Source organism: Paenibacillus sp. FSL P4-0081 (assembly GCF_000758565.1).
GTDB lineage: Bacteria > Bacillota > Bacilli > Paenibacillales > Paenibacillaceae > Paenibacillus_AQ > Paenibacillus_AQ phytohabitans.
On sequence record NZ_CP009280.1, the window covers coordinates 3,448,160 to 3,467,031 of the forward strand.

Annotated in this window: 30 protein-coding genes; 29 read left to right on the forward strand and 1 reads right to left on the reverse strand. The window is 43.7% G+C overall.

The annotated features are described in order from the left end of the window. Genes P40081_RS14445 through P40081_RS14455 form a run of 3 tightly spaced genes read left to right on the forward strand, consistent with a single transcriptional unit; the run spans position 1 to position 2,694 of the window. Complete coding sequence (locus P40081_RS14445) at positions 1 to 546, forward strand: hypothetical protein (protein ID WP_042136358.1); 546 nt, start codon at positions 1 to 3, stop codon at positions 544 to 546. Between the two features lie 25 nt (positions 547 to 571). Next, complete coding sequence (locus P40081_RS14450) at positions 572 to 775, forward strand: hypothetical protein (RefSeq protein WP_042136360.1); 204 nt, start codon at positions 572 to 574, stop codon at positions 773 to 775. Further along, a complete protein-coding gene (locus tag P40081_RS14455; RefSeq protein WP_042136362.1) occupies positions 772 to 2,694 on the forward strand; it encodes a DNA cytosine methyltransferase in 1,923 nt (640 codons plus the stop codon). Before P40081_RS14450 ends, P40081_RS14455 begins: the two co-directional genes overlap by 4 nt. Positions 2,695 to 2,720: 26 nt before the next feature. Here P40081_RS14455 and P40081_RS14460 read toward each other — a convergent pair whose 3' ends face one another. Continuing rightward, positions 2,721 to 2,927 carry a helix-turn-helix domain-containing protein gene (locus P40081_RS14460; protein WP_063779799.1) on the reverse strand — a complete coding sequence of 69 codons (207 nt, stop codon included), beginning with the start codon at positions 2,925 to 2,927 and terminating at the stop codon, positions 2,721 to 2,723. Positions 2,928 to 3,094: 167 nt separating this feature from the next. Here P40081_RS14460 and P40081_RS38470 point away from each other — a divergent pair, with 167 nt between their 5' ends. The 26 genes from P40081_RS38470 (at position 3,095) to P40081_RS14585 (ending at position 18,860) form a co-directional block, all read left to right on the forward strand. After that, positions 3,095 to 3,268, forward strand: a complete 174-nt coding sequence (locus tag P40081_RS38470; protein ID WP_156118609.1) for a hypothetical protein — start codon at positions 3,095 to 3,097, stop codon at positions 3,266 to 3,268. A 72-nt stretch (positions 3,269 to 3,340) separates the two neighbouring features. Further along, positions 3,341 to 4,018, forward strand: coding sequence for an HNH endonuclease (locus tag P40081_RS14470; protein WP_042136366.1), 678 nt, complete (start codon positions 3,341 to 3,343; stop codon positions 4,016 to 4,018). A gap of 14 nt (positions 4,019 to 4,032) precedes the next feature. Then, the gene (locus tag P40081_RS14475; protein WP_042136368.1) at positions 4,033 to 4,626 is read left to right on the forward strand and encodes a sigma-70 family RNA polymerase sigma factor; all 594 of its coding nucleotides are present in this window, start codon (positions 4,033 to 4,035) and stop codon (positions 4,624 to 4,626) included. Positions 4,627 to 4,700: 74 nt separating this feature from the next. After that, positions 4,701 to 5,876 (forward strand): hypothetical protein, encoded by a 1,176-nt coding sequence (locus P40081_RS14480; RefSeq protein ID WP_052421831.1) that lies wholly within the window; start codon positions 4,701 to 4,703, stop codon positions 5,874 to 5,876. 264 nt (positions 5,877 to 6,140) lie between these two features. Further along, on the forward strand, positions 6,141 to 6,611 hold the full coding sequence (locus P40081_RS14485; RefSeq protein WP_042136370.1) for an ASCH domain-containing protein: 471 nt from the start codon (positions 6,141 to 6,143) through the stop codon (positions 6,609 to 6,611). Between the two features lie 258 nt (positions 6,612 to 6,869). Beyond that, entirely contained in the window at positions 6,870 to 7,178 is a 309-nt protein-coding gene (locus P40081_RS14495; protein WP_042136374.1) for a hypothetical protein, read from the forward strand. After that, positions 7,175 to 7,312, forward strand: a complete 138-nt coding sequence (locus tag P40081_RS38475) for a hypothetical protein (protein WP_156118610.1) — start codon at positions 7,175 to 7,177, stop codon at positions 7,310 to 7,312. The genes P40081_RS14495 and P40081_RS38475 overlap by 4 nt, the downstream gene beginning before the upstream one ends. Before the next feature lie 72 nt (positions 7,313 to 7,384). Continuing rightward, positions 7,385 to 7,720, forward strand: a complete 336-nt coding sequence (locus P40081_RS14500) for a hypothetical protein (RefSeq protein WP_042136376.1) — start codon at positions 7,385 to 7,387, stop codon at positions 7,718 to 7,720. A gap of 290 nt (positions 7,721 to 8,010) precedes the next feature. Continuing rightward, entirely contained in the window at positions 8,011 to 8,502 is a 492-nt protein-coding gene (locus P40081_RS14510; RefSeq protein WP_042136379.1) for a hypothetical protein, read from the forward strand. Next, a complete protein-coding gene (locus P40081_RS38480; protein WP_156118611.1) occupies positions 8,495 to 8,662 on the forward strand; it encodes a hypothetical protein in 168 nt (55 codons plus the stop codon). Before P40081_RS14510 ends, P40081_RS38480 begins: the two co-directional genes overlap by 8 nt. Then, positions 8,659 to 9,033 (forward strand): BC1872 family protein, encoded by a 375-nt coding sequence (locus tag P40081_RS14515; protein WP_042136380.1) that lies wholly within the window; start codon positions 8,659 to 8,661, stop codon positions 9,031 to 9,033. The genes P40081_RS38480 and P40081_RS14515 overlap by 4 nt, the downstream gene beginning before the upstream one ends. A 290-nt stretch (positions 9,034 to 9,323) precedes the next feature. After that, on the forward strand, positions 9,324 to 9,695 hold the full coding sequence (locus P40081_RS14520) for a YopX family protein (protein WP_042136381.1): 372 nt from the start codon (positions 9,324 to 9,326) through the stop codon (positions 9,693 to 9,695). A 15-nt stretch (positions 9,696 to 9,710) separates the two neighbouring features. Beyond that, positions 9,711 to 10,022 (forward strand): zinc-finger domain-containing protein, encoded by a 312-nt coding sequence (locus tag P40081_RS38485; protein ID WP_156118612.1) that lies wholly within the window; start codon positions 9,711 to 9,713, stop codon positions 10,020 to 10,022. A gap of 539 nt (positions 10,023 to 10,561) precedes the next feature. Continuing rightward, positions 10,562 to 10,777, forward strand: a complete 216-nt coding sequence (locus tag P40081_RS14530; protein WP_042136384.1) for a hypothetical protein — start codon at positions 10,562 to 10,564, stop codon at positions 10,775 to 10,777. Between the two features lie 104 nt (positions 10,778 to 10,881). Continuing rightward, on the forward strand, positions 10,882 to 11,235 hold the full coding sequence (locus P40081_RS14535; RefSeq protein WP_042136386.1) for a hypothetical protein: 354 nt from the start codon (positions 10,882 to 10,884) through the stop codon (positions 11,233 to 11,235). Further along, complete coding sequence (locus P40081_RS14540) at positions 11,207 to 11,557, forward strand: hypothetical protein (RefSeq protein WP_042136388.1); 351 nt, start codon at positions 11,207 to 11,209, stop codon at positions 11,555 to 11,557. Before P40081_RS14535 ends, P40081_RS14540 begins: the two co-directional genes overlap by 29 nt. A gap of 22 nt (positions 11,558 to 11,579) precedes the next feature. Then, positions 11,580 to 11,741, forward strand: a complete 162-nt coding sequence (locus P40081_RS38490; RefSeq protein WP_156118613.1) for a hypothetical protein — start codon at positions 11,580 to 11,582, stop codon at positions 11,739 to 11,741. Positions 11,742 to 11,765: 24 nt separating this feature from the next. Next, positions 11,766 to 12,419, forward strand: coding sequence for a hypothetical protein (locus P40081_RS14545; RefSeq protein WP_052421832.1), 654 nt, complete (start codon positions 11,766 to 11,768; stop codon positions 12,417 to 12,419). Between the two features lie 319 nt (positions 12,420 to 12,738). Further along, positions 12,739 to 13,482, forward strand: coding sequence for a hypothetical protein (locus tag P40081_RS36410; RefSeq protein ID WP_052421833.1), 744 nt, complete (start codon positions 12,739 to 12,741; stop codon positions 13,480 to 13,482). 55 nt (positions 13,483 to 13,537) lie between these two features. Next, positions 13,538 to 13,765 (forward strand): hypothetical protein, encoded by a 228-nt coding sequence (locus tag P40081_RS14555; RefSeq protein ID WP_042136389.1) that lies wholly within the window; start codon positions 13,538 to 13,540, stop codon positions 13,763 to 13,765. Between the two features lie 112 nt (positions 13,766 to 13,877). Further along, positions 13,878 to 14,132 (forward strand): sporulation protein Cse60, encoded by a 255-nt coding sequence (locus P40081_RS14560; protein ID WP_042136391.1) that lies wholly within the window; start codon positions 13,878 to 13,880, stop codon positions 14,130 to 14,132. Between the two features lie 99 nt (positions 14,133 to 14,231). Further along, positions 14,232 to 14,555: a hypothetical protein gene (locus tag P40081_RS14565; protein ID WP_042136394.1), complete on the forward strand. Its 324-nt coding sequence runs from the start codon at positions 14,232 to 14,234 to the stop codon at positions 14,553 to 14,555. 80 nt (positions 14,556 to 14,635) lie between these two features. Beyond that, entirely contained in the window at positions 14,636 to 15,190 is a 555-nt protein-coding gene (locus P40081_RS14570; protein WP_042136395.1) for a site-specific integrase, read from the forward strand. A gap of 262 nt (positions 15,191 to 15,452) precedes the next feature. Continuing rightward, positions 15,453 to 16,193, forward strand: a complete 741-nt coding sequence (gene terS / locus P40081_RS14575; RefSeq protein ID WP_042136397.1) for a phage terminase small subunit — start codon at positions 15,453 to 15,455, stop codon at positions 16,191 to 16,193. Between the two features lie 121 nt (positions 16,194 to 16,314). After that, positions 16,315 to 17,949, forward strand: a complete 1,635-nt coding sequence (locus P40081_RS14580; RefSeq protein WP_042136398.1) for an AAA family ATPase — start codon at positions 16,315 to 16,317, stop codon at positions 17,947 to 17,949. Then, positions 17,946 to 18,860, forward strand: a complete 915-nt coding sequence (locus tag P40081_RS14585) for a hypothetical protein (RefSeq protein ID WP_042136400.1) — start codon at positions 17,946 to 17,948, stop codon at positions 18,858 to 18,860. Before P40081_RS14580 ends, P40081_RS14585 begins: the two co-directional genes overlap by 4 nt. Positions 18,861 to 18,872 lie beyond the last annotated feature (12 nt).

An 18,872-nucleotide genomic window follows, 5' to 3' on the forward strand; every position in this document is an offset into this window, starting at 1 on the left:
ATGAATAACGGACTAAACTTGAAAGAAATTTCAAAACAGATAAAAGCATCCGGTAAGAGTGGAAGTTTGATCTGGTCACGGGAAGAGAAACAACATTTCATTACGAACCGACACTTCTTGTTGAGAGTAGAAGAAGTACCATCCGAAGTCTTAATAGCGCTTTTCTCTATCTTTTTAAAAATACCTGAGAAGGGAGAAACATTAACTTGCTTTGCCGGACAGATCCAGGATACCGAAAAACAAAAGCCTATTAGCTTCGAGAAGATTTATATCCCAGAAAAACAGAATGAACAGGGCGAAGTCGCCCCGTTTATCAAGGATCTCGGAAATAAACTTCAAGCTAGAGTCATTCAGTTCCCTGATCATTTCGCTTATGTAAATGAACAGTATATGAAAATGACCAATGATACGGAACCAGTGTCAACTAACGGTCCTATGACGCCGATCTACTTTGCTGATCGAAATCTCATATTACTTCCCTATAGGGTTCATGAGACGAAAGATGTTGCAACGCTATCGGTTCTGATCGGAGATAAGCATGTGTGATAACCATGAGAAAGGAAGAGTAAACATGAAGGGTATGCCTAATCAAGAATCCATAATGCTCTTAAATCAAGATGTTGAAAGATATCTGGACGAGCACGATAAGAGTGAATTGTCCCGGATAGTATGGAAAATGGAGCAGTTGAAGGCTGCTGATAATGATCCGAATCAACTGCAGCTGGTGCTTAACGAGAATGTATTGACCACACCGAAACCCGAGGTGATCAAGTGAAGACAGAATATACAGCAGCGTACTTATTCGGAGGTATCGGTGGGGGAGCGCTCGGGTTCAAGGGGGCCAGAGCTGAGTACATGAACAAAGTCGCTCACTTCCGCAGCCTATGCAGCATCGATTCCGATCCCATAGTTTGCCGAAATTACGAACAGATTACAGGAGGCAGGGCTGTTCAAATGGATTTGTTCAATCGACAGCAATATCTTGATTTCCACGGAGTAGATGAGCCTCCAACAGTTTGGCATGAGGCGGAAGCTTGGGATATCTGGAAAGCTTTTGGCGAAGAAGTTCCGGATGTTATTTTCACTTCACCACCTTGTAAAGGGTTCAGTGGTTTGCTCCCGGAGAAGTCAGCCAGCAGCAAAAAGTATCAGGCGCTGAATCTCTTAACAATTCGAGGAATCGATCTCTCCTTGCGGGCCTGCCGGGATTACGGCGGCGAACTTCCTGCGCTGTTCTTACTTGAAAATGTTCCGCGCATTATGACGAGAGGGAAGCACATCCTCAAAAAGATCAAGGACACTCTCATCAAATACGGATATGCGGTCAATGATGAAACTCACGACTGCGGAGAAATCGGCGGATTAGGGCAACATCGCAAGCGGTACTTGCTTATAGCCAGAAATGAGAAGCGCATGCCGGCCTTTGTGTATAAGCCAGAGGTTAAGCCTTTGAAAACTATCGGTGATGTAATAGGACACCTGCCGATGCCTGGGGATGAAGTAAACGGAGGACCAATGAATCGCCTCCCAATGCTTCAGCGGAAGACATGGGAACGGTTAGCCTTTATCCCGGCTGGTGGTGATTGGCGAGATCTTGAAGGCATTGAGTTTGAAAAGTACAGGCTCGAACACGAACCCCGTGCCGGAGCATGGGCAGTTGATGAATGGGATAAGCCAGGGAGAACAGTAACGGGCGGCGCGGGTGTTGGTAGGAGTAACGGCCTGTCGGCGGTAAACGACCCAAGAACGGGCTTCAAGAACGGCACGCACCCAACTATATACCGTGTGTCAAAATATGATGAGGTGAGCCCGACAGTAACCGGCGCAGCGCGTCCCAACAATGGAGCACTATCTGTAGGTGATCCAAGGCTCAACGATCGAGAGGGAAGGCATCCCGGAGTTTATCGGATTGTGCGATGCGATGAACCAGCCCCTTGCGTAACAGGAACAAGATTTGGTAGTGGAGCATTAGCTATTGCCGATCCTCGTACCCCTGGGGATCACTACGATGGTGATTACAACAGAGTGGATGGGTATGGAGTGCAGGACTGGGATAAGACCTCAAAGACGGTCAGAGGCGCAGCCAGGATAATGAATTCTGCTTCATCTGTAGCAGACCCGAGGCTGAATACAAGGAGTCAACGCTATCCCGGAACATTCCGAGTGGAAGACTGGGATGAAGCAGCAAATACAGTCCTTGGGCAGACAGACGTTCAATGCGGCGCTGCATCGATTAATGATCCGAGACTGGGATGCAAGCCGAGATCAGGATCTTATGGTGTACAAAAGTGGGATGAAACGGGCACTACAGTAACAGGTTCTGGAGACGTGCATTCCGGTAATGCAGCTATTGCAGATCCGCGAATACCGGAATATAACGAGCGTTGTGTAATGATGATCATTTCTGTGGATGGGACTTGGCACAGGCCGTTTACAACGTATGAGTTGGCGGTCGGTCTGCAAGGGTTTCCGAAATACTTGCTTGACGGTAGGCCGTTTCAGATTGACGGTTGCAGCGATGCTAAGGCAAGAGAGTATGTGGGCAATGCCGTTCCCCCGGATGCTGCAGAGGGGATGGCAAATGTAATCCTCATGGCAATGGTAATGTCAGAGCATGGCGTGAGTTTTGAGATGAGTTGGAATCTAGTGTGGGTACAACCTGAACTGAAACAAGAAATTGCACTTATTCACTGATCAGTAAAAAAAGGAGCATAGAGGATTTATTCCTCTTGCTCCTTATCAAACAAATCTTCAATTGATACTCCCAAAGCTTCTGATATAGAGAATAAATGACTTGCCTCGTGTCTTGAGTTCTTATCAAACCGGCTCAGTGATCCTTGAGGAACGCCGGATTTTTCAGACAGTTGCATTTGAGTCATATCACGTTCTTTTAGCAGCTCATTTAGTTTAGGGCGTACTTTCTTCAAATATATCACCTCTTATAGCGAGTATACGATAACGAATATTTTTCCGCAAGATCCATTGACCTATTATTCGATATCGTATATTATTGAGTTACAGACAAATATACGAAATGCGATAACGAATAAAATTCATGAGGAAAATTTTCCTTAGGTGCAGGGGAGTGAATGCTTTGACTAAAAAGAAACTTGATTTATCGGAACTTGACGATCAGCCGCAGGAAATCAGAGAAGCAATTGCATTTTATGCTGCTCACACCGTCTTACCAATTCATTTCACCGCAGCTGAGCGCGAACGGCATTATCAAACGCTGGAACAGGCTGGCTATTTGGAGGGAATTTATTGAAACCGTAGTAACAGCGCGGCGGAACAACATTGTTATAGCCCTAAAATAGAAATATAGGAGGTGTAAAAGAGCATGGGAGAGCATCAGACATTTTGGAAACCGGTCAAGGAAGTTAAGGAGAAAAAGACCTATAGCAGTCTGGGGTCAAGTAAATCCAAGGCTAAGAAGGAAGTTCCAGAATGGAAGAAGGATCTCCTTGCTCATCACAAATCAGGACAGAGTTCGAAAGATCGGTGTGATTTTACAGATGAAGTAGTTGCTGAGCTCATTGCTGAACAAGGTGAAATATGCCCGTGCTGTAAGCTTGCGGCATCAAATACTACACACCATGTCTGGCCTAGAGGCCGGAAGGGCCGGGGAGTCAAGACAAACGGCCTCAGAGTTTGCTGGCCTTGCCACGATAAGATCCAAACGACCGATGAACTCCTTCAATATTGGATTTCAGTATACCGTGAGAAATATGGAGATCATTTTTACTTTGACGAAAAAGACTGGGAAGAATTCAACCACAAGCAAAACGCCCAGCAACAGAAAGAACGCGAGAAACAGGAACGGCATAACCAGATTAAACCAGTTGTTGATTTGCTCTCAGCAGCAGCCGGACGAAATCTCAAAGCAACTGAAATACGCTTACTGCAGTCTTTCGAGGATAAGGATATGGCGATATTCGCCAGTATGATGGCTGATGCATTGGGAAGAGCGGCAGAGCCAGCGCCGGTCTATAGTTACGGTGAACGGTTCGAAGATTAAGGAGGTACAGAACTTTGAAGAAGCTTCCAACAAAACGAATAAGGGATAGCCATCCTCAGCTCGGTACAAAAGAGGAGTGCTACCAGAATCACTATAAGATGGTTCATGAGGTTGCGAAGAAATTCGGACACTTGAGATTCCAAGGCATTGATCCGGACGATTTAGTCAGCGAGGGAACCATTGGACTATTGATGGCTTATGACAGATTCGACCCCGGCAAAACATCGGCTAAGAAGTTTTCAACGTTTGCCTATCCATATATTAATGGTTTTATCCTTAGGTACTTGGAGACCAGGGCACAATTAATTCACATCCCATTTCATTCAGGCTTGCAACCCAAATCAATCACAAGGTTAGATCGAATGATCAAATTCAAGGATGGAACTGAGCTAGGATTGGCGGAAACAATCGCAGATGAAGAAGATGATACGGAGTTTGCGGTTAATCAGTTCATTTGTGCTCTGACTCCGGTGGAGCAAGAGACTGTAAGAATGATGATGGATGGTTACTTACATCGTGAGATCGGAAAAGCGGTAGGAGTATCAGCGAACACCATAGGCCAATACAAAAATAGAATTGCACAGAAGTACACTCAGATTGCACAGTAATAAATTAATTAATTCATATAACAACGAACAAAAGTTAATTAGGGCATAGCCCCTATAAGGAGAGAACGAACAGTATGAAAGATAATGATAAATATTTCGAAGACAGTCTCGCTTCTCAGGGAACAAGTTTTTATCTGAGGGATGAATCAGATCATGCCTGGACAGTTATGGAACTTGTATTTGAAAAGATGAAATTGCGAGGATGGTTCATTCAGACTGATCAACGCATTTTAAGGGATTACACTTGTTTGGCAAAAGACCACTTTGAGGGGCAGAAGGGTGACCTGAAGTTTAAGGCTGAGAAATACCGTATCGGATTCAAAATTGAATTTTTCCAAGAAATAAACACCGTCAATAGCAGTGGCGGATTCTATGACTTCGATAAATTAAAGCTCATGCCATACTTGCTTCGGTTGTCATTTCTTACTGAATTAAAACACATCAAAGAAACGTGCAAGGCAGAAGGGTATACGGATCAATCCAAGCCGGTTATAGCCAAGGCTTTCGATAAGGTGATGGACCATATTAAAAGCTCTTGCCATTACAAAGAAGGCAAAGAATTACCGGAGTACGAAGTGCCGAGCTATAACAGCAAGGATAAGGACGGCAAACGCATCCGAAACGGAGAAGTCAAGTATTTCAGAGATCATAAAGGGTGTCTGCAGCGTGGCACAGTTTACCACAATATCAACAACATGTGGTGGGTCATACTGCATGAACATAAATACAGAAATATTGCGAGTTTTGAGTTTTTTGATTTAGACAGTGATGATAACCGGAAACGAAAGCTAATTAAGAAGTCTGGTCATCACAAACCAGCAGCGCGAATTAAATTCAACGAAAGCGTGACAATGCAGATCGGCAAGGAATGTAAAAGTGCTGGCAAAGAAGGTCGCCTATTAAAAGCTAATGAAATGCTGGCGAAGCTCTATAAATTCGATTGGACTTCAAGATACTTCGCATTTGAATTAAAGGTTAACGGTCGGTTGTCGCTCGTAGAAATCGAAAGTAAAGCATGGGGAAGCCATACCGTGCATGAGAATCCGATTAAGCTGAGCTTGTATGGACGTGAACTACCGATGTCAGGGACAGAAAGCTACTGGGTGAAAGCTCTCAGGGAATATGTGGTCCATGGCAAACGAACGATTACAGAATGGTTTTGCAAGGATAGCAACGGGCAGGGACCGGACGCTCATTACTGGCCGGAAGTGCGGAAGTTAGCCTGGGAGATAGGTGCATTAGCATCTTAATTTACCGAAGGGATTGAGGGTTAACCACCCTCTCCCCCTATACAAAAAAATAAGCACACAAGGTGCTTATATATAAGTGCATTTCTATTAACCTTTCTTATTAATTTTTTCAATAAGAGAAATTACAACAGTAATTAAAGCAAGAACGAACAGCCCAGTAGGTATATCCATTTAAACACCTCCTAACGTATCCCCTTTTCTAATGGTTGGCATTTTTTGCGTGAATTAAACCCTTATCTACAAAAAAATTAGGAGTTGTTTTTTATGAAGGCAATAACCATCATACAGCCCTATGCGACACTGATCGCGGTCGGGGAGAAACGGCTTGAAACACGCAGCTGGCCGACCAAGCACCGGGGCGAGATCGCTATCCATGCCGGGAAGAAGATTGACAAGGATGCCTGCCAGCTGCCGGAGATTAAGGCAGCACTGGACCGACACGGACTTACCGCTGACTACCTCCCTACTGGCGCAGTGGTGGCATTAAGCTATTTGCTGGAATGCTGGAAGTGGGATGAGGCGGACGGTGTGCTTCTTCGGCACAAGCCTATTATTGAGTACGAAACTATTGGCAAGGTGTCGAACTGTTTGGAAATCAGTGACAAGGAAAAGGCGTTCGGCTGGTACGGGTCCGGCCGCTATGCTTGGCAACTTGATAACGCCCGAATGTTGCCGGAGCCAATCCCGGCCAAGGGTCAACTTAGTTTCTGGAACTGGGAAGGATTATCTGTTTGAGAACAGCAGAAGAAACGCTCGAATTGCTGTTGCAGGGGATGGATAAGAGGCGGCAGTACTTACGCCGGAAGCTCCGGAGGATTGAGGGGCACGGTACGCAGCCCCGGCGCGGGGGCGGGAGCGATCTGAACCGGCTCAAATACTCTGGGCGCGCCGGCATGTTATCGGAGCACGCAACCATCCATTGCATGTTAGAGGATATACGCAACGGCCGCCAGCACCCGGACAATTTGTATAACGAGGAGGACGACACGGACGATGATTGATTCCCTGAAGGCTGAAAAAATCAAGGAACGCCTCACAGATCGGCAAGCCAGACGCGGGTACCTTGAGCAAGAAGAAATGGAACTTATGGAGGCTTTGGCTGATCTGAATGTTGCCCGTGTAGTGCTAGAAGTGAAAGATGACACTATTAAGTTTCTGGAAGAGTGTTTAGCAGAGGCACAACAGACCATAGCCCGGCTTACCGCCGCATTAATCGCTGAAAGAGACGATGCCCTCATATGGGACGGTATAGGCACGGTAAATCGGATCAATAAGGTGCTGGAAGGGGAGACACAGCCATGACACAGGAAGTCGAGAAATGCGAACGGTGCGGGTGCAATTATCTCAAAAAGGATGACAGCGATGTATGCGGTGTTTGCCTTGTTGAACTTGAATTTGAGGATGAACTTGAGGAAGAGGACGGTGCACAGCCATGACACAGGTACAGACAACAAGTTGCCCCCGAGAGAGGGCAGAGGCGGCATATATCACGCTACAGGGGGCGCAGAATGAGCGAAATAACCGTTAACTACGTCACACAAAGATCGCACTGCACATGCTGCGAACAGAGGTTACCACAGCTTAAAACTAGCAAGGTCAAGCAGTTCACAATTAAACCAGAAGATGTGACAGATTGGGCGGAATACGAATATTGGGAGAGTTCATATGTCGGACCTGAAGAATTTGCTGAAATGGTCAGAGAATTCACGAATGAAATTATCCAATTCCACGCCGCTGATATGTTTGACCTTGTTGTCATTGAAAAAACGGAACTGGATAGAATGAATGAGTTTATTGTGCGAGAAGTTTTGCATCAGGCCGAAGGCCATCGTCCGACAGCATAAACCCAGGCGAACGCCGGGGGCCGAACCAGATCATTAAGGGAGTAGGAGTAACCCTCCTCTCCCACTAAGGGAGGAACAACGTTGAAACTTAAATACGAATGCCCACGCTGCAAGGTTAAATCGTATTCAAAGTATTGGAACGCCGAGACAATGAAGAAGTACGGAACGTACTCGGATGAAATTTGCGAAATCCAATTGCGAGAAAATAAGTCATTCCACATTTGCCCGGAGTGCAAAGCTGAATCTGAAATGTTTAAAGGTGAGTTGATTAAGGTAGGGGAGGAAGCCCAATGACACAAAGGGACTGGAAAAAGGATGAAGCACTCTTACAACTCTGCCAAAGAACAGCAGCAGATGAAAATGAAAAGCACGCTCTAAGTATTGGTTTGCACTGGCTCCAAGAAGCCAAGACACTCCAGGAGATCGCTTCAGGCCGCGGCAGAGAAGCCCTGAGACTTAGCAAATTGCTGGGCGATCTCAACAATGAACTGACAGCATCGGAAGAACGTGCAGACGCAGCGGAGATTAACCGGGACAAAGCCTATAACATGATTGGTCACAAAGCCCAAGAGATTGCAGAGTTACGTACAGCACTAGGAGAGGCGGAGGCCCGGGAACAACGGCTGAAAGAGGCTGTAGAGACGATCAAAGAATTATCGAAGTGGGACGGTATCTCTCAATATCTGGATCGCTGCTATATCGAAGCACGTGACGTTCTTGCCACTCTATACCCAGATATCCCAGCACAACCAGCAGCACCCAAGGGGGGTGGACATGATTAAACGGTTCATCCGCCGGCAGATCATCCGATATATCCGCAGGCACTTCGGGTCATTTGAACAGGATTCAATCCATGTAGTGATTATGAGCAAGCAGGGATACTGGTTCTTTCGGAACAATGTAAATCAATATTTGAAGGTTGAGGAAGGAGATAACCAATGACACTCACAAGGGAAGAGATACTAAGCCGGTCTCCGGGTAGAGAAATGGATCGGTGGATACAGGAGCACGTTTTCAAAGTTGATTTATCGGGGTTCCACTGGGCACGTGTTGGCAATAGTATGTTCAAAAATACGGATGGTGCTGTAACTTGGGTTGACATTCCTGACTACTCTTCGGACATATCCGCAGCATGGGAAGTGGCTGACAAGTTGAAGATTTCAATAATACCACAGTCTTTATCTGCGCCGGATAATTTAAAATATCTAGCACGAGCAGAATGGGACTTTAGACAAAATGAAATTGATGTATTTGCTGCAACGGCCCCGGAAGCCATCAGCAAGGTCGCTCTATTGATGGTATTGAAACTTTAACGGCCGTCAGGCCTCCGTAGCGACCGAATCAGCTTAGCGAAGCGGAGGCCGTATATGGTCTGGTACTTAACTTATAAGGGGGCAGAGACACATTCACATTCAATTCATAGCAGAGATGCCGGATGGTGAAAAAATAAAAGGGATGATACTCGTTCTCACGACTTCAGAAGATGCACTGCGAAATGAGAAGTGCAAGGCGGCAGTACAGACACTGTATCCAGGCGCTAAGGTACTTGGGTGGATCGAAGTAATAGTTTAGGGGGCATAGACCCCAAAGGGAGAGGATACACGTGAGAGAAAGTAAGTTCCGCGGTAAGCATGATGGAGAGTGGGTATACGGGAATTTAGTGAAAACACCATACGGACTGTACATTATTCCACAAAATCTGATTTCAAATAGCTTACCGCAGTTTTCAATTGATCCGAAAACAGTGGGTCAATTCATCGGATTTACAGACAAGAATGGACGAGAGATTTACGGCCGCGATTTGGTAGAAGACGAAAACGGAATCGGGGAAGTTGAATGGGTGCAGGAACACTGCTCTTACCTGGTGTTCACTCGCAACCCTAGCCAATACCATAGACTTGAATCAGATGGACAACTGAGCCGAACAGCGGTAATTGGGAATGCGATAGATAATCCAGAACTACTAGAGGTATAAGGGGGAGAAGAGGATATGAGCCGCAACCCTGAGATTGTCTACGAAATCAGCGACATTCTACAATGCTGTGCGGGCTGCCCGCAGCGTGTGGCGCTTATGAGAGAGTTTGGCAGCACGTTTTCACGGATTGATGGTTACTGTAACCGTGAATGTCCAGTAGGCGGGCTGCTGCAAATGCGAGGTAAAGAGTTAGAAAGGGGCGGGCGCGGTGAAGCGAATCATCTATGTAGCCGGAGTGAACCGGAAGCATCTGGCAGAACAAGCAAGCAGCGTCCCTTACTGGCTCCTGAGTGCTACGCTGCTGCGGAAGTACCCATCATGGCTTGAACCATACCTGAGATTCAGAACTGTAATTTGGGACCCTGGGACGTTCACAGAGGATTGTATCAGTTACCAAGGTTACCGAGCATTCATTGACCGCCATGTGAAATCCAGGCACCAATACATGCAGTATGACGAGATTGGTAACCCAGCGGCTACAGAGTGGTACCTGAAGGACATGCGGAGCCGTGGATATCGACCATTACCCATTCTGCAGCCAGGCGGCGATGAAAAGATGCTTCACACGGAGCCCTTACTCTTTATCGGCGGACTGGTCCCGATGAACGAACTTAGCCGCACGCAGTACCTGGACGGCCTGCTGAGTGGAAGCGTGAGAGCAAAGTTACACTTACTGGGAATGATGCGGCATGAATGGTTTTCACCATATTCAGCAGCAGTGCAGGGCGATAACACTAGTTGGATACCTCGCAGCGAATGGAACCGGCGCAAGACTCCGGCAGAGTGGATGCTTGAATACGGCGAGCAGTGGGTACCACACCAGCCGAACAAGACAGTGCAATTATCACTATTTTAGGAGGATCACAATGAAACTGCTGACTGACCTATACCCTATGGAATCCCTGCAATACAAAATCATTTATATGGCACTTTGCATCATGGCGCTTGAGATTGAAAAAGATGGGGAACAGGCCGGAATGGCTGCGGCTTGGGGAGTTACGGAACAAGAGATAGCGCACGAACTGGAAGAACTGTACACCAATAACCCAGACCCAGATCGAGAAGAAGAGGATGATTTGTAAAGGCCGGAGGCCATCGAAACTCGACCGAATAACCCAGCGCAGCGGGGGCCGGGTGAAGGTTTAATAGCCATCTGGCTCCCCATAAAGAAAGGAACAACAAACCTATGACAAATGAAGAAGCAATCCACGCAATCAAGTGCAACTATCCACATGAGCGTTATACGATGCTGCGGGAAGCATTGGACATAGCAATGGCGCTGCTGGCTGCTGAATCCAAACCAATGATTCCATGGATCAAGTATGACGAATACGACAGGGGCATCGAAAGCCATGTAACGCATTTGGTTGTCGGTGAAACCGGACCACAACTTGCGCAGCATGCTAAATTAATCGACAGACGCGGTTATGGCTGGCACAGATTTGGCGGTAACCGAATATACGGCGTTACACATTGGACGCCTATCAACCTACCAGGAGAGGAAACAGGCAATGCCTACACCAATCCTCCCTCCACTTAAACCCATCCCTAACTATCCGGGATACAGCGTAAGCCGGGACGGAGTGGTGTACAGCAGTCGGAACAGCCGGGACGGGACGCCGAAACTAATCAAAGTGAATTCCCGGGGAAAGGTGAACCTGAACGGGCTAGGCTGGCAGAAGGTCCGAGATCCTATGGAGGTAGCCAGAGAAGTATGGAAAATCAAAGATGAACCGGCAGAAATCAAAGTGAAGAAACCTAAGTATAGACGTATAAGGGTAGCAGCTCTGATCATGGAGGAAAAGGAAGGCATTTCAACCAAACTGATTATCGGCGGAAAAATATACGTATTGCAGACTTAATTAAACTCCCAGGAGGAAAACAATGCTAAAAGATAATCTTGCAGGGATAGATGATTACGACCTGATTGACAAAGACCCAGAGGAATGCAGACGCCGGGGCATGGAAGCCTACGGTATAACTGAAGCCCAATTATCCGTAGTAACTACGCATGAAATCCACTCTATACTAATCGTAAATATGTAAGACAAACGCAAGGAGGTTATGCCGATGATAGAGTTAATACCTGCACCGAATAAAGACTTCACTCCAAGGAATGATCTGGCAGATATAACGAGAGCATATCAGGTTCAGTTCTTCACCAACGCCGACCAAGAAGACATACGTAAAGCACTCTGGCTGTTAAGCAGTTACCGGACCATCAAGGGGCTGGTGGACAGTTATGAATTTGTCCTTAAGCAGCCGCAGGAAAACGGATTAAATGATTTTGATATGGCCGGAGTTGAGGGGGCTGTAAAACGTCTCAGCACAAGCGACCACGTATCCAATTTACCGGCTAACGTACTCATAGCTAAAGAGACACGCCATCTTAACTACATGCTATATAAACGAGTTACAGAAGCTGTAATGCACGCAGCAAATAACATCATTGATCCTCATGAGTACAAGATCGTAGAATTACTGTTCACCGGCGAAAGGAAATTTAGATACAAGGATGCCGTAGAGTATATGAGGCATGAAAGGAAGAAAGGAATATACAGCATCGAGGCCACCACGTTCGCTGAGAAGCGCCGAAAGGTCATTGCTTCCCTTGCTAACACGTTGTTGTTTAACGGTACGCTGGATTATGTAACGATCGATTACGGGCGGGGACGGAACAAAGAAGGTGAAATTGGATTAAGACAACTCAACCGCGAAGGGTAGATACCTGGAGCGGTATTTTTTTGCCCATTAACATAATAAGGCGTTATTTCCGTAGCGTAGCAGCACAACACCCCAAATATAATAAAGATACCGAGGCGAGAGCTTCCGTACTACTCCATATCTGGTTGCGGCAATCTGTGACGGGCATATCACACCGCAGCTCATACCTTCCACCTCCTGGGCAACCGTGATCTCAGCGGCTAAAGATATGGATCGAGAGCGCAACCCCAGCCGCGTAAGTGAGAGCTGGGTATCTTTTGAAGGAAATGCTAAATAAAGTGTCGAATCTCCTGAAAGAACATTTTTAGGGGGATGAAGAATGACGGAAGAAACAGAGGGAAAGAAAAAGAAAAGCGAGAGGGTTTCATTCTGGCCGATGATTGTATTTGTGGTACTTGTACTAGGATTATGGATAGGTAATATGTTCGGGGGATTATACGGGTTTAAACCAGATGAGAAGCTGGGAGTCTGGGGAGATCGAGGCACATTCGGAGATATGTTTGGCGCTGTGAACGCCCTGTTCTCGGGGCTTGCATTTGCCGGACTCATATTTACAATAATCCTTCAACGAAAAGACCTAAAGCTTCAGTTTGGTGAGTTGGCAAGACAAGCCGATGAAGCAGAAAAGATGGCTGCACAACTTGAAATACAACAGCAATTGACAAGTTATCAGTTAGCACAAAGCACAGTGAATGATTTAATAAGAGTTAAAAATATTACAATTGATCAATTTGAATATAGATGGAGAGCTACTGATACAAATCGTAAAGGTGATGGAATGATTGCACTTGAGGGGTTAGCGAAACAAGAACCGCAGATTATAAAGAATGAAACTAATAATAATCAAATCTTATCGCAGTATTGCAGCGTGTTATATTACATACTGGAATATTTAATAGATTCTAATCTAAACGAGCAGCAAAAGAAGGTACTAGCAAAAACACTGCAACTACAACTTACAAGATATGAATTGAAAATAATGCAAATATATGCAGAAAAAGATATGGATAGATTAAAACTTTGGGATTTCTTTAATAAAGCAACAGTAAAATTCAATAATTGATCAAGAGAAGAACCGACCTGATTTTAGCCGGTTTTTTTATTGAGGAGGTGAAAACATGAGCAATTCTAATTTTACTGAAGTATTACAAATAGGCATTCCTTATTCGGGTGAGTCATTACAAAAGTTCTCAGATGAAAAGAATATTCCTATTTCTATTTCTATCAATGGTTATGCATCGTTAAAGGCCGGAGAAACTTATAGGGTTACGGCGATACACCGTAACGATCAAACTATTACAGGCTATCTCGTTGAGCGGGTAAACAAGAGCTTCACAATAACATAGGCACTCTTATAGAAAATTCCACTTACGTCTGGGAGTCGCTGAAAGCGGCTCTTTTACATTTAGGAGGGTTTATCTTCCATATGTCGAATTATGGATATGGGAGGTGAAAAAGATGAAAAAATATATTAAAGGATTTGAGGGAGAGAGTATCTTCGAGCTTGAGGAAGAAGTTAATCTTTTCTTAGGTACCCTGGATGCGGAGCGAGTAATAGATATTCAACATTCTGGGGTTGCCGTTTCACATGACGGGGCAGCAATGAAGCTTTATACTGCAATTGTTACTTATCTGTTCGATGAAGCCCTAAATGACATTCCATTTAAACGGGATGAATTTGAAGAAAAAATAAAGAATAGACCTGTAGTTTAATGAATTAAAAGTTATAAATGAATACATAAAGCCATCCTTTGAACCTGGATGGCTTTTTCTGTTTCAGTTTAAACCAATAATCCTAAGGGAGAGATACTTATGAGATTAAATGAAATACGGCTGGAGTTGACAGACCATGCTCACCAGCAGTTCATGGAGAGGGCAGGACTGGCGACATTTGAAGAAATCAGGGATGCTTGCCGTGAGCAATTGGCAGCAGGGGACTACAAGCGAGACGGTGAGTTTATTAAAATCAATGATGCCTGGTGGATATTCACCATACGCGAAGAAATGATTGTGCTGATCACCTGCTATGGTAACAGTCATTTTGATGTTCCGAGGGCGTTAGCATGGGCAAGAAGACACGATGACCGAATTACCTTGGATAACTTCCTAAACCCGGAAGCACAACAAATTATATAGGCCACAACCGACAGCGCCGATGAAGGGCGTTTTTATTTGCTCAGGAAAGTTTTCCTTAATTCTATATTGGAGGCGATGAAATGAAGTTTGTACAACCCATTAGAGACCCAGTAAAGCTCAATTTAATCCAAAGGTATCTCAGGGACCAAAACCACCGGAACTACATCCTGTTTCAAATCGGAATCAATACCGGATTTCGTATTTCTGATATTTTACCTATCAAAGTGGCTGACGTTAAAGGAACTCACATCACAATTAGAGAGCAGAAGACAGGCAAAGAAAAGAAGGTTCTGATCCGCAAGACACTACGAAAAGACTTGGATGCATATATATCAGGTAAATCAGATGACGAATATCTCTTCCCGAGTCGAAACAAAAAAGGAAGTCGAAAACTTCATCCGATATCTCGAAGCATGGCTTATAAAATCGTCAGAGATGCTGCTGCAGAGTTCGGACTTACCGAGATTGGGACCCACTCCATGAGAAAGACCTTCGGGCACAACTTTTACACCAAAAAGAGAGACATAGTGTTACTAATGGACCTATTCAACCATACAGAGGAAAAAGTGACTTTACGGTATGTAGGCATCCTCCAGGACACCCTAGACGATGCTTTAGAGGATGTAGAACTGTAACGAATTCACCTTAAACAGGTAATGATGAACTCAAAATAGGGAAAAGAAAACAGAATCAATAAAATCAAGGGAAAGCCGCACTTTACGAGTTACACACAATATATATTAAAGTGAATTCAATTAACAAATATTAGTAGAATACAGCAAGTAGCCCAAGCCTGAGTTCAATCTAAGGCTTATTTTCATTAGTAACGTTTGACCAATGTAGACCTTTCAAAAGAGGGTCCAACTCAAATACGTAGTAAGGCCGAGGTGAAGTTAGTTGACAAGGGAGAAAAGCCCGGATCGTGAAAAGGCGCTGAAGATATGGCTGAAGAGTGGAAGGCAGAAGAAACTGAGTGAAATTGCGGCAGAACTTGGACTCAATCCTTCAATGGTTCGCAGATGGAAAAGCGCCGATAAGTGGGATGAGATACCGGCATCCGGCAGACCGAGAGGAGCTAAGAAGGGCAACCAGAACGCAAAGGGAAATAAGGGTGGTAAGGGTGGCCCCGAAGGGAATCAGAAAGCGCTCAAGCACGGATTCTTCAGTAAGTTTATGCCTCAGGACCCTGAGTTCATGGAGATACGCGAGATTGTGGAAACCATGAGTCCAGCAGATATGATCTGGGAGAACGTACTTAGTCTGTATCAACGGCTTATCTGGGGCCGCCGCATCACACATGTCAAGGATAAGGACGATCTTACAAAGGTCCTGAAAAAGAAGAAACCAGGAATGTTCGGAACGGAGCGAGAGTGGGAATATCAACAAGCCTGGGATAAGTACAATAGCGCCATAAAAGCAGAGGCTACTGTTATGAAGGAACTCAGATCAGCAATAAAACAGTTTATTGAGATTGCTCCAGAAAAGGATGAACGAAGATTAAAGCTGAATAAGATGAAGGCGGAGATTGAGAAGACCCGTTTAGAAATAGAGAAACTCAAAAACGGTGTAGGGGATTCTGAAGATGATTTAATTAAGGATTGGGTGAGTGGAGTCACAGAAAATATTCAGGGGTCATAATCAATATGAATTTTTGACTCTTTTACAGAAGTAAACTAATACTTATTTCAAGGCAATATGAAGGAATAAATGGAAAATGTGTCGAAATTCACAATATGAAATTATTTGGAGGTAGAAATAAATGGAATTTAAAGTCCTGTCAAACAATTCAAGTGTAAAGGAGCAACCTGGAGGATTTGTTTATCTTGTCGCTGATAATTGGAATGATTGGTATGAATTCTGGGTGCTGTATCAGGCTTATTATAAAAATGAAAGAGACGTAGTAACATACATTGGCCCAGTAAAGTTCGGTAACATAAATATGGTAAACGGTGTTGTGGATTTACCAAGAGAATTTAGCTCATTAGGCCAAACGTTTTTCTCTCTTGGACAAGATTCATTTTACTATGAAAATTTAAATCGTATTGGAGATAAATTTCGTGATGATTTATTAAGAAATCTAAAAGATGTAGCTCTAGATTTGGAGCTATTTTCAGAAATTCAATCACTTAGAGTAACTTACAAAGCTTTATTAAGAGATTTTAACTCGGACAAAGTTAGAGATACATTTCATTATTTAGCACTCGGAAACTCTTCTCTTACATATTATGATTTTGATTACCTGATCCCTAAGTCGGATGACCCTCAAGATGGTAACTACAAACTTGCCATAAAAGTAGTACCTGATTCCACACCGCCTACTAATATTCACGCAATTATAGGTAGAAATGGCGTCGGGAAAACTCACTTATTAAATCAAATGGCTGCTTCTTTGATGCAGGTCGAAGGTTCGGTAGGTACTTTTAAACACGATAACCCATTCGAAGATGAGGAAATCTTTAACCACATCATATATATATCATTTAGTGCTTTCGACGATGCGAAAATTTTAGAACATAAAAGGAATAATGACAATTCAGTAACCTATTCGTATATAGGATTAAAAGAAATGCGAAAGTTAAACGTTATTACGGATGAAATTACCAAAATGCCTAAACAAAGAGACTTTATTGAAACAAAAAGTACGAAAAGATTAAGAGAAGAATTGGTACAAAGTATATGGAGTTGTCGTGAAACTCCGTCCAAAAGAGCTCGGCTTGAACAAGCGATAGACATGCTTGGAACTGATCCTATTTTTGCTGTTGCAGGTGTACGGGAGTTATTGCATTCCTCAGAAACAGAGGAAAGACTTTTAAACAACGCTGTTGAAGTTAGAAAACAACTCACAAGAGAAGAAAGTGAGAGTATAAGAACTGATTTTTATAATCGTGCCATACTTGTTTTTGAGAAATTTAGTTCTGGACATAGCATTGTACTTTTAACCATTACTAAATTAATAGAAGAACTTAGAGAAAAAACACTTGTATTATTGGATGAGCCCGAATCACATCTACATCCCCCATTATTATCTACATTTACACGAATTCTATCTAGTCTATTGATTAAACAAAATGGTGTAGGATTAATAGCAACACATTCGCCTGTAGTTTTACAAGAAATACCACAAAAATGTGTTTCTATATTTAATAGAAGTGGAAGGAATTTGAAGTTTGAAACACCTTCAATTGAGACTTTTGGTGAAAATATAAATACTCTAACTAAAGAAGTTTTCTCATTTGAAGTAACCAATTCAGGATTCCATAGATTATTACAAGAAGCAGTGGATGCAAGTGAAACATATAAAGACGCATTAAATTTCTTTAATAATGAACTAGGCATGGAGGCTCGCGTGATTTTAAGTAGTTTAATGGATTTAAAGGAGACGAGAGGAGAATGAGATCTTTAGAAAAACCCAAAGAATTAGCGACTGAAGCTTTTGGAACCTGTATCAGTAGAGTTCGAAGCTCTGAATTAAAGGAAAGATTGGAAGAGTGTTATCCGGACATTGAATTGGCTGAGAATAGATTCGAGAAGCTTGTCCAATCAGCTTTATTACACACCTTTAAGGATGATTTATTAAATGTTAGACGAGTTAACCAAGAAGAAATGGAAGCTGTATATACTCAGAGGATGGTGGACGAAGATTCACCAGGGAGAGATATTTATGATCGAATAAAAAACGCACCTTATAATAGTACTTGTCCCATCTGTGGACAACGTAAAGTTACGTGTCTCGATCATCACTTACCTAAATCACTATATCCATCACTTGTTGTCACACCAATAAACTTAGTACCTGCATGTGATGAGTGCAATGAAACCAAAAGAGCAAAAATAGCAAAATCCAGCGAAGATGAAACAATTCATCCATATTTTGATGATTTGGGCGATGTGCGTTATTTATTTGCTCAGGTAGTTAGAAAAGAGGAGGGAAGACCACCGGCTTTTAGTTTCTATTTCAAAGCGGCTCCTGCTTGGAGTGCCCAGTTGACTGCACGTGTTACAAATCATTTTGATTCGTTTAGTTTAAATGAGTTATATAGAATTCATGCAGCAGATGAGATTTCAGGGCAAGTGGGTGATTGGAGTAAATTAGGATACGCTTCCCTAAAAAATAAACTTGATGAGCAATTCTGGACACGATATGAAGAACACCCTAATTCATGGCAAACGGCATTTTATGATGGGGTTCGTAATGATGAATGGTTTTGTAATGGAGGATTTTTGGAATTTTTAAATCCTGTTAGAAAAAAACTTTATGTCGAAAGAATGAAAATTGCTGCCACATTAGAAAAGTTAAGTGAATAGCAAGTGTCACTA

Bases quoted from the DNA above. Each gene is read 5' to 3' on its own strand.
- P40081_RS14570 (WP_042136395.1), top strand. From the start codon at position 14,636: ATGAAGTTTGTACAACCCATTAGAGACCCAGTAAAGCTCAATTTAATC.
- P40081_RS14485 (WP_042136370.1), top strand. From the start codon at position 6,141: ATGAAGGCAATAACCATCATACAGCCCTATGCGACACTGATCGCGGTC.
- P40081_RS14555 (WP_042136389.1), top strand. From the start codon at position 13,538: ATGAGCAATTCTAATTTTACTGAAGTATTACAAATAGGCATTCCTTAT.
- P40081_RS14540 (WP_042136388.1), top strand. From the start codon at position 11,207: ATGCCTACACCAATCCTCCCTCCACTTAAACCCATCCCTAACTATCCG.
- P40081_RS14515 (WP_042136380.1), top strand. From the start codon at position 8,659: ATGACACTCACAAGGGAAGAGATACTAAGCCGGTCTCCGGGTAGAGAA.
- P40081_RS14510 (WP_042136379.1), top strand. From the start codon at position 8,011: ATGACACAAAGGGACTGGAAAAAGGATGAAGCACTCTTACAACTCTGC.
- P40081_RS14535 (WP_042136386.1), top strand. From the start codon at position 10,882: ATGACAAATGAAGAAGCAATCCACGCAATCAAGTGCAACTATCCACAT.
- P40081_RS14480 (WP_052421831.1), top strand. From the start codon at position 4,701: ATGAAAGATAATGATAAATATTTCGAAGACAGTCTCGCTTCTCAGGGA.
- P40081_RS14450 (WP_042136360.1), top strand. From the start codon at position 572: ATGAAGGGTATGCCTAATCAAGAATCCATAATGCTCTTAAATCAAGAT.
- P40081_RS14470 (WP_042136366.1), top strand. From the start codon at position 3,341: ATGGGAGAGCATCAGACATTTTGGAAACCGGTCAAGGAAGTTAAGGAG.
- P40081_RS14560 (WP_042136391.1), top strand. From the start codon at position 13,878: ATGAAAAAATATATTAAAGGATTTGAGGGAGAGAGTATCTTCGAGCTT.
- P40081_RS14495 (WP_042136374.1), top strand. From the start codon at position 6,870: ATGATTGATTCCCTGAAGGCTGAAAAAATCAAGGAACGCCTCACAGAT.
- P40081_RS38485 (WP_156118612.1), top strand. From the start codon at position 9,711: ATGAGCCGCAACCCTGAGATTGTCTACGAAATCAGCGACATTCTACAA.
- P40081_RS14565 (WP_042136394.1), top strand. From the start codon at position 14,232: ATGAGATTAAATGAAATACGGCTGGAGTTGACAGACCATGCTCACCAG.
- P40081_RS38475 (WP_156118610.1), top strand. From the start codon at position 7,175: ATGACACAGGAAGTCGAGAAATGCGAACGGTGCGGGTGCAATTATCTC.
- P40081_RS14585 (WP_042136400.1), top strand. From the start codon at position 17,946: ATGAGATCTTTAGAAAAACCCAAAGAATTAGCGACTGAAGCTTTTGGA.
- P40081_RS38480 (WP_156118611.1), top strand. From the start codon at position 8,495: ATGATTAAACGGTTCATCCGCCGGCAGATCATCCGATATATCCGCAGG.
- P40081_RS14530 (WP_042136384.1), top strand. From the start codon at position 10,562: ATGAAACTGCTGACTGACCTATACCCTATGGAATCCCTGCAATACAAA.
- P40081_RS14445 (WP_042136358.1), top strand. From the start codon at position 1: ATGAATAACGGACTAAACTTGAAAGAAATTTCAAAACAGATAAAAGCA.
- P40081_RS14500 (WP_042136376.1), top strand. From the start codon at position 7,385: ATGAGCGAAATAACCGTTAACTACGTCACACAAAGATCGCACTGCACA.
- P40081_RS14580 (WP_042136398.1), top strand. From the start codon at position 16,315: ATGGAATTTAAAGTCCTGTCAAACAATTCAAGTGTAAAGGAGCAACCT.
- P40081_RS36410 (WP_052421833.1), top strand. From the start codon at position 12,739: ATGACGGAAGAAACAGAGGGAAAGAAAAAGAAAAGCGAGAGGGTTTCA.
- P40081_RS38490 (WP_156118613.1), top strand. From the start codon at position 11,580: ATGCTAAAAGATAATCTTGCAGGGATAGATGATTACGACCTGATTGAC.
- P40081_RS14545 (WP_052421832.1), top strand. From the start codon at position 11,766: ATGATAGAGTTAATACCTGCACCGAATAAAGACTTCACTCCAAGGAAT.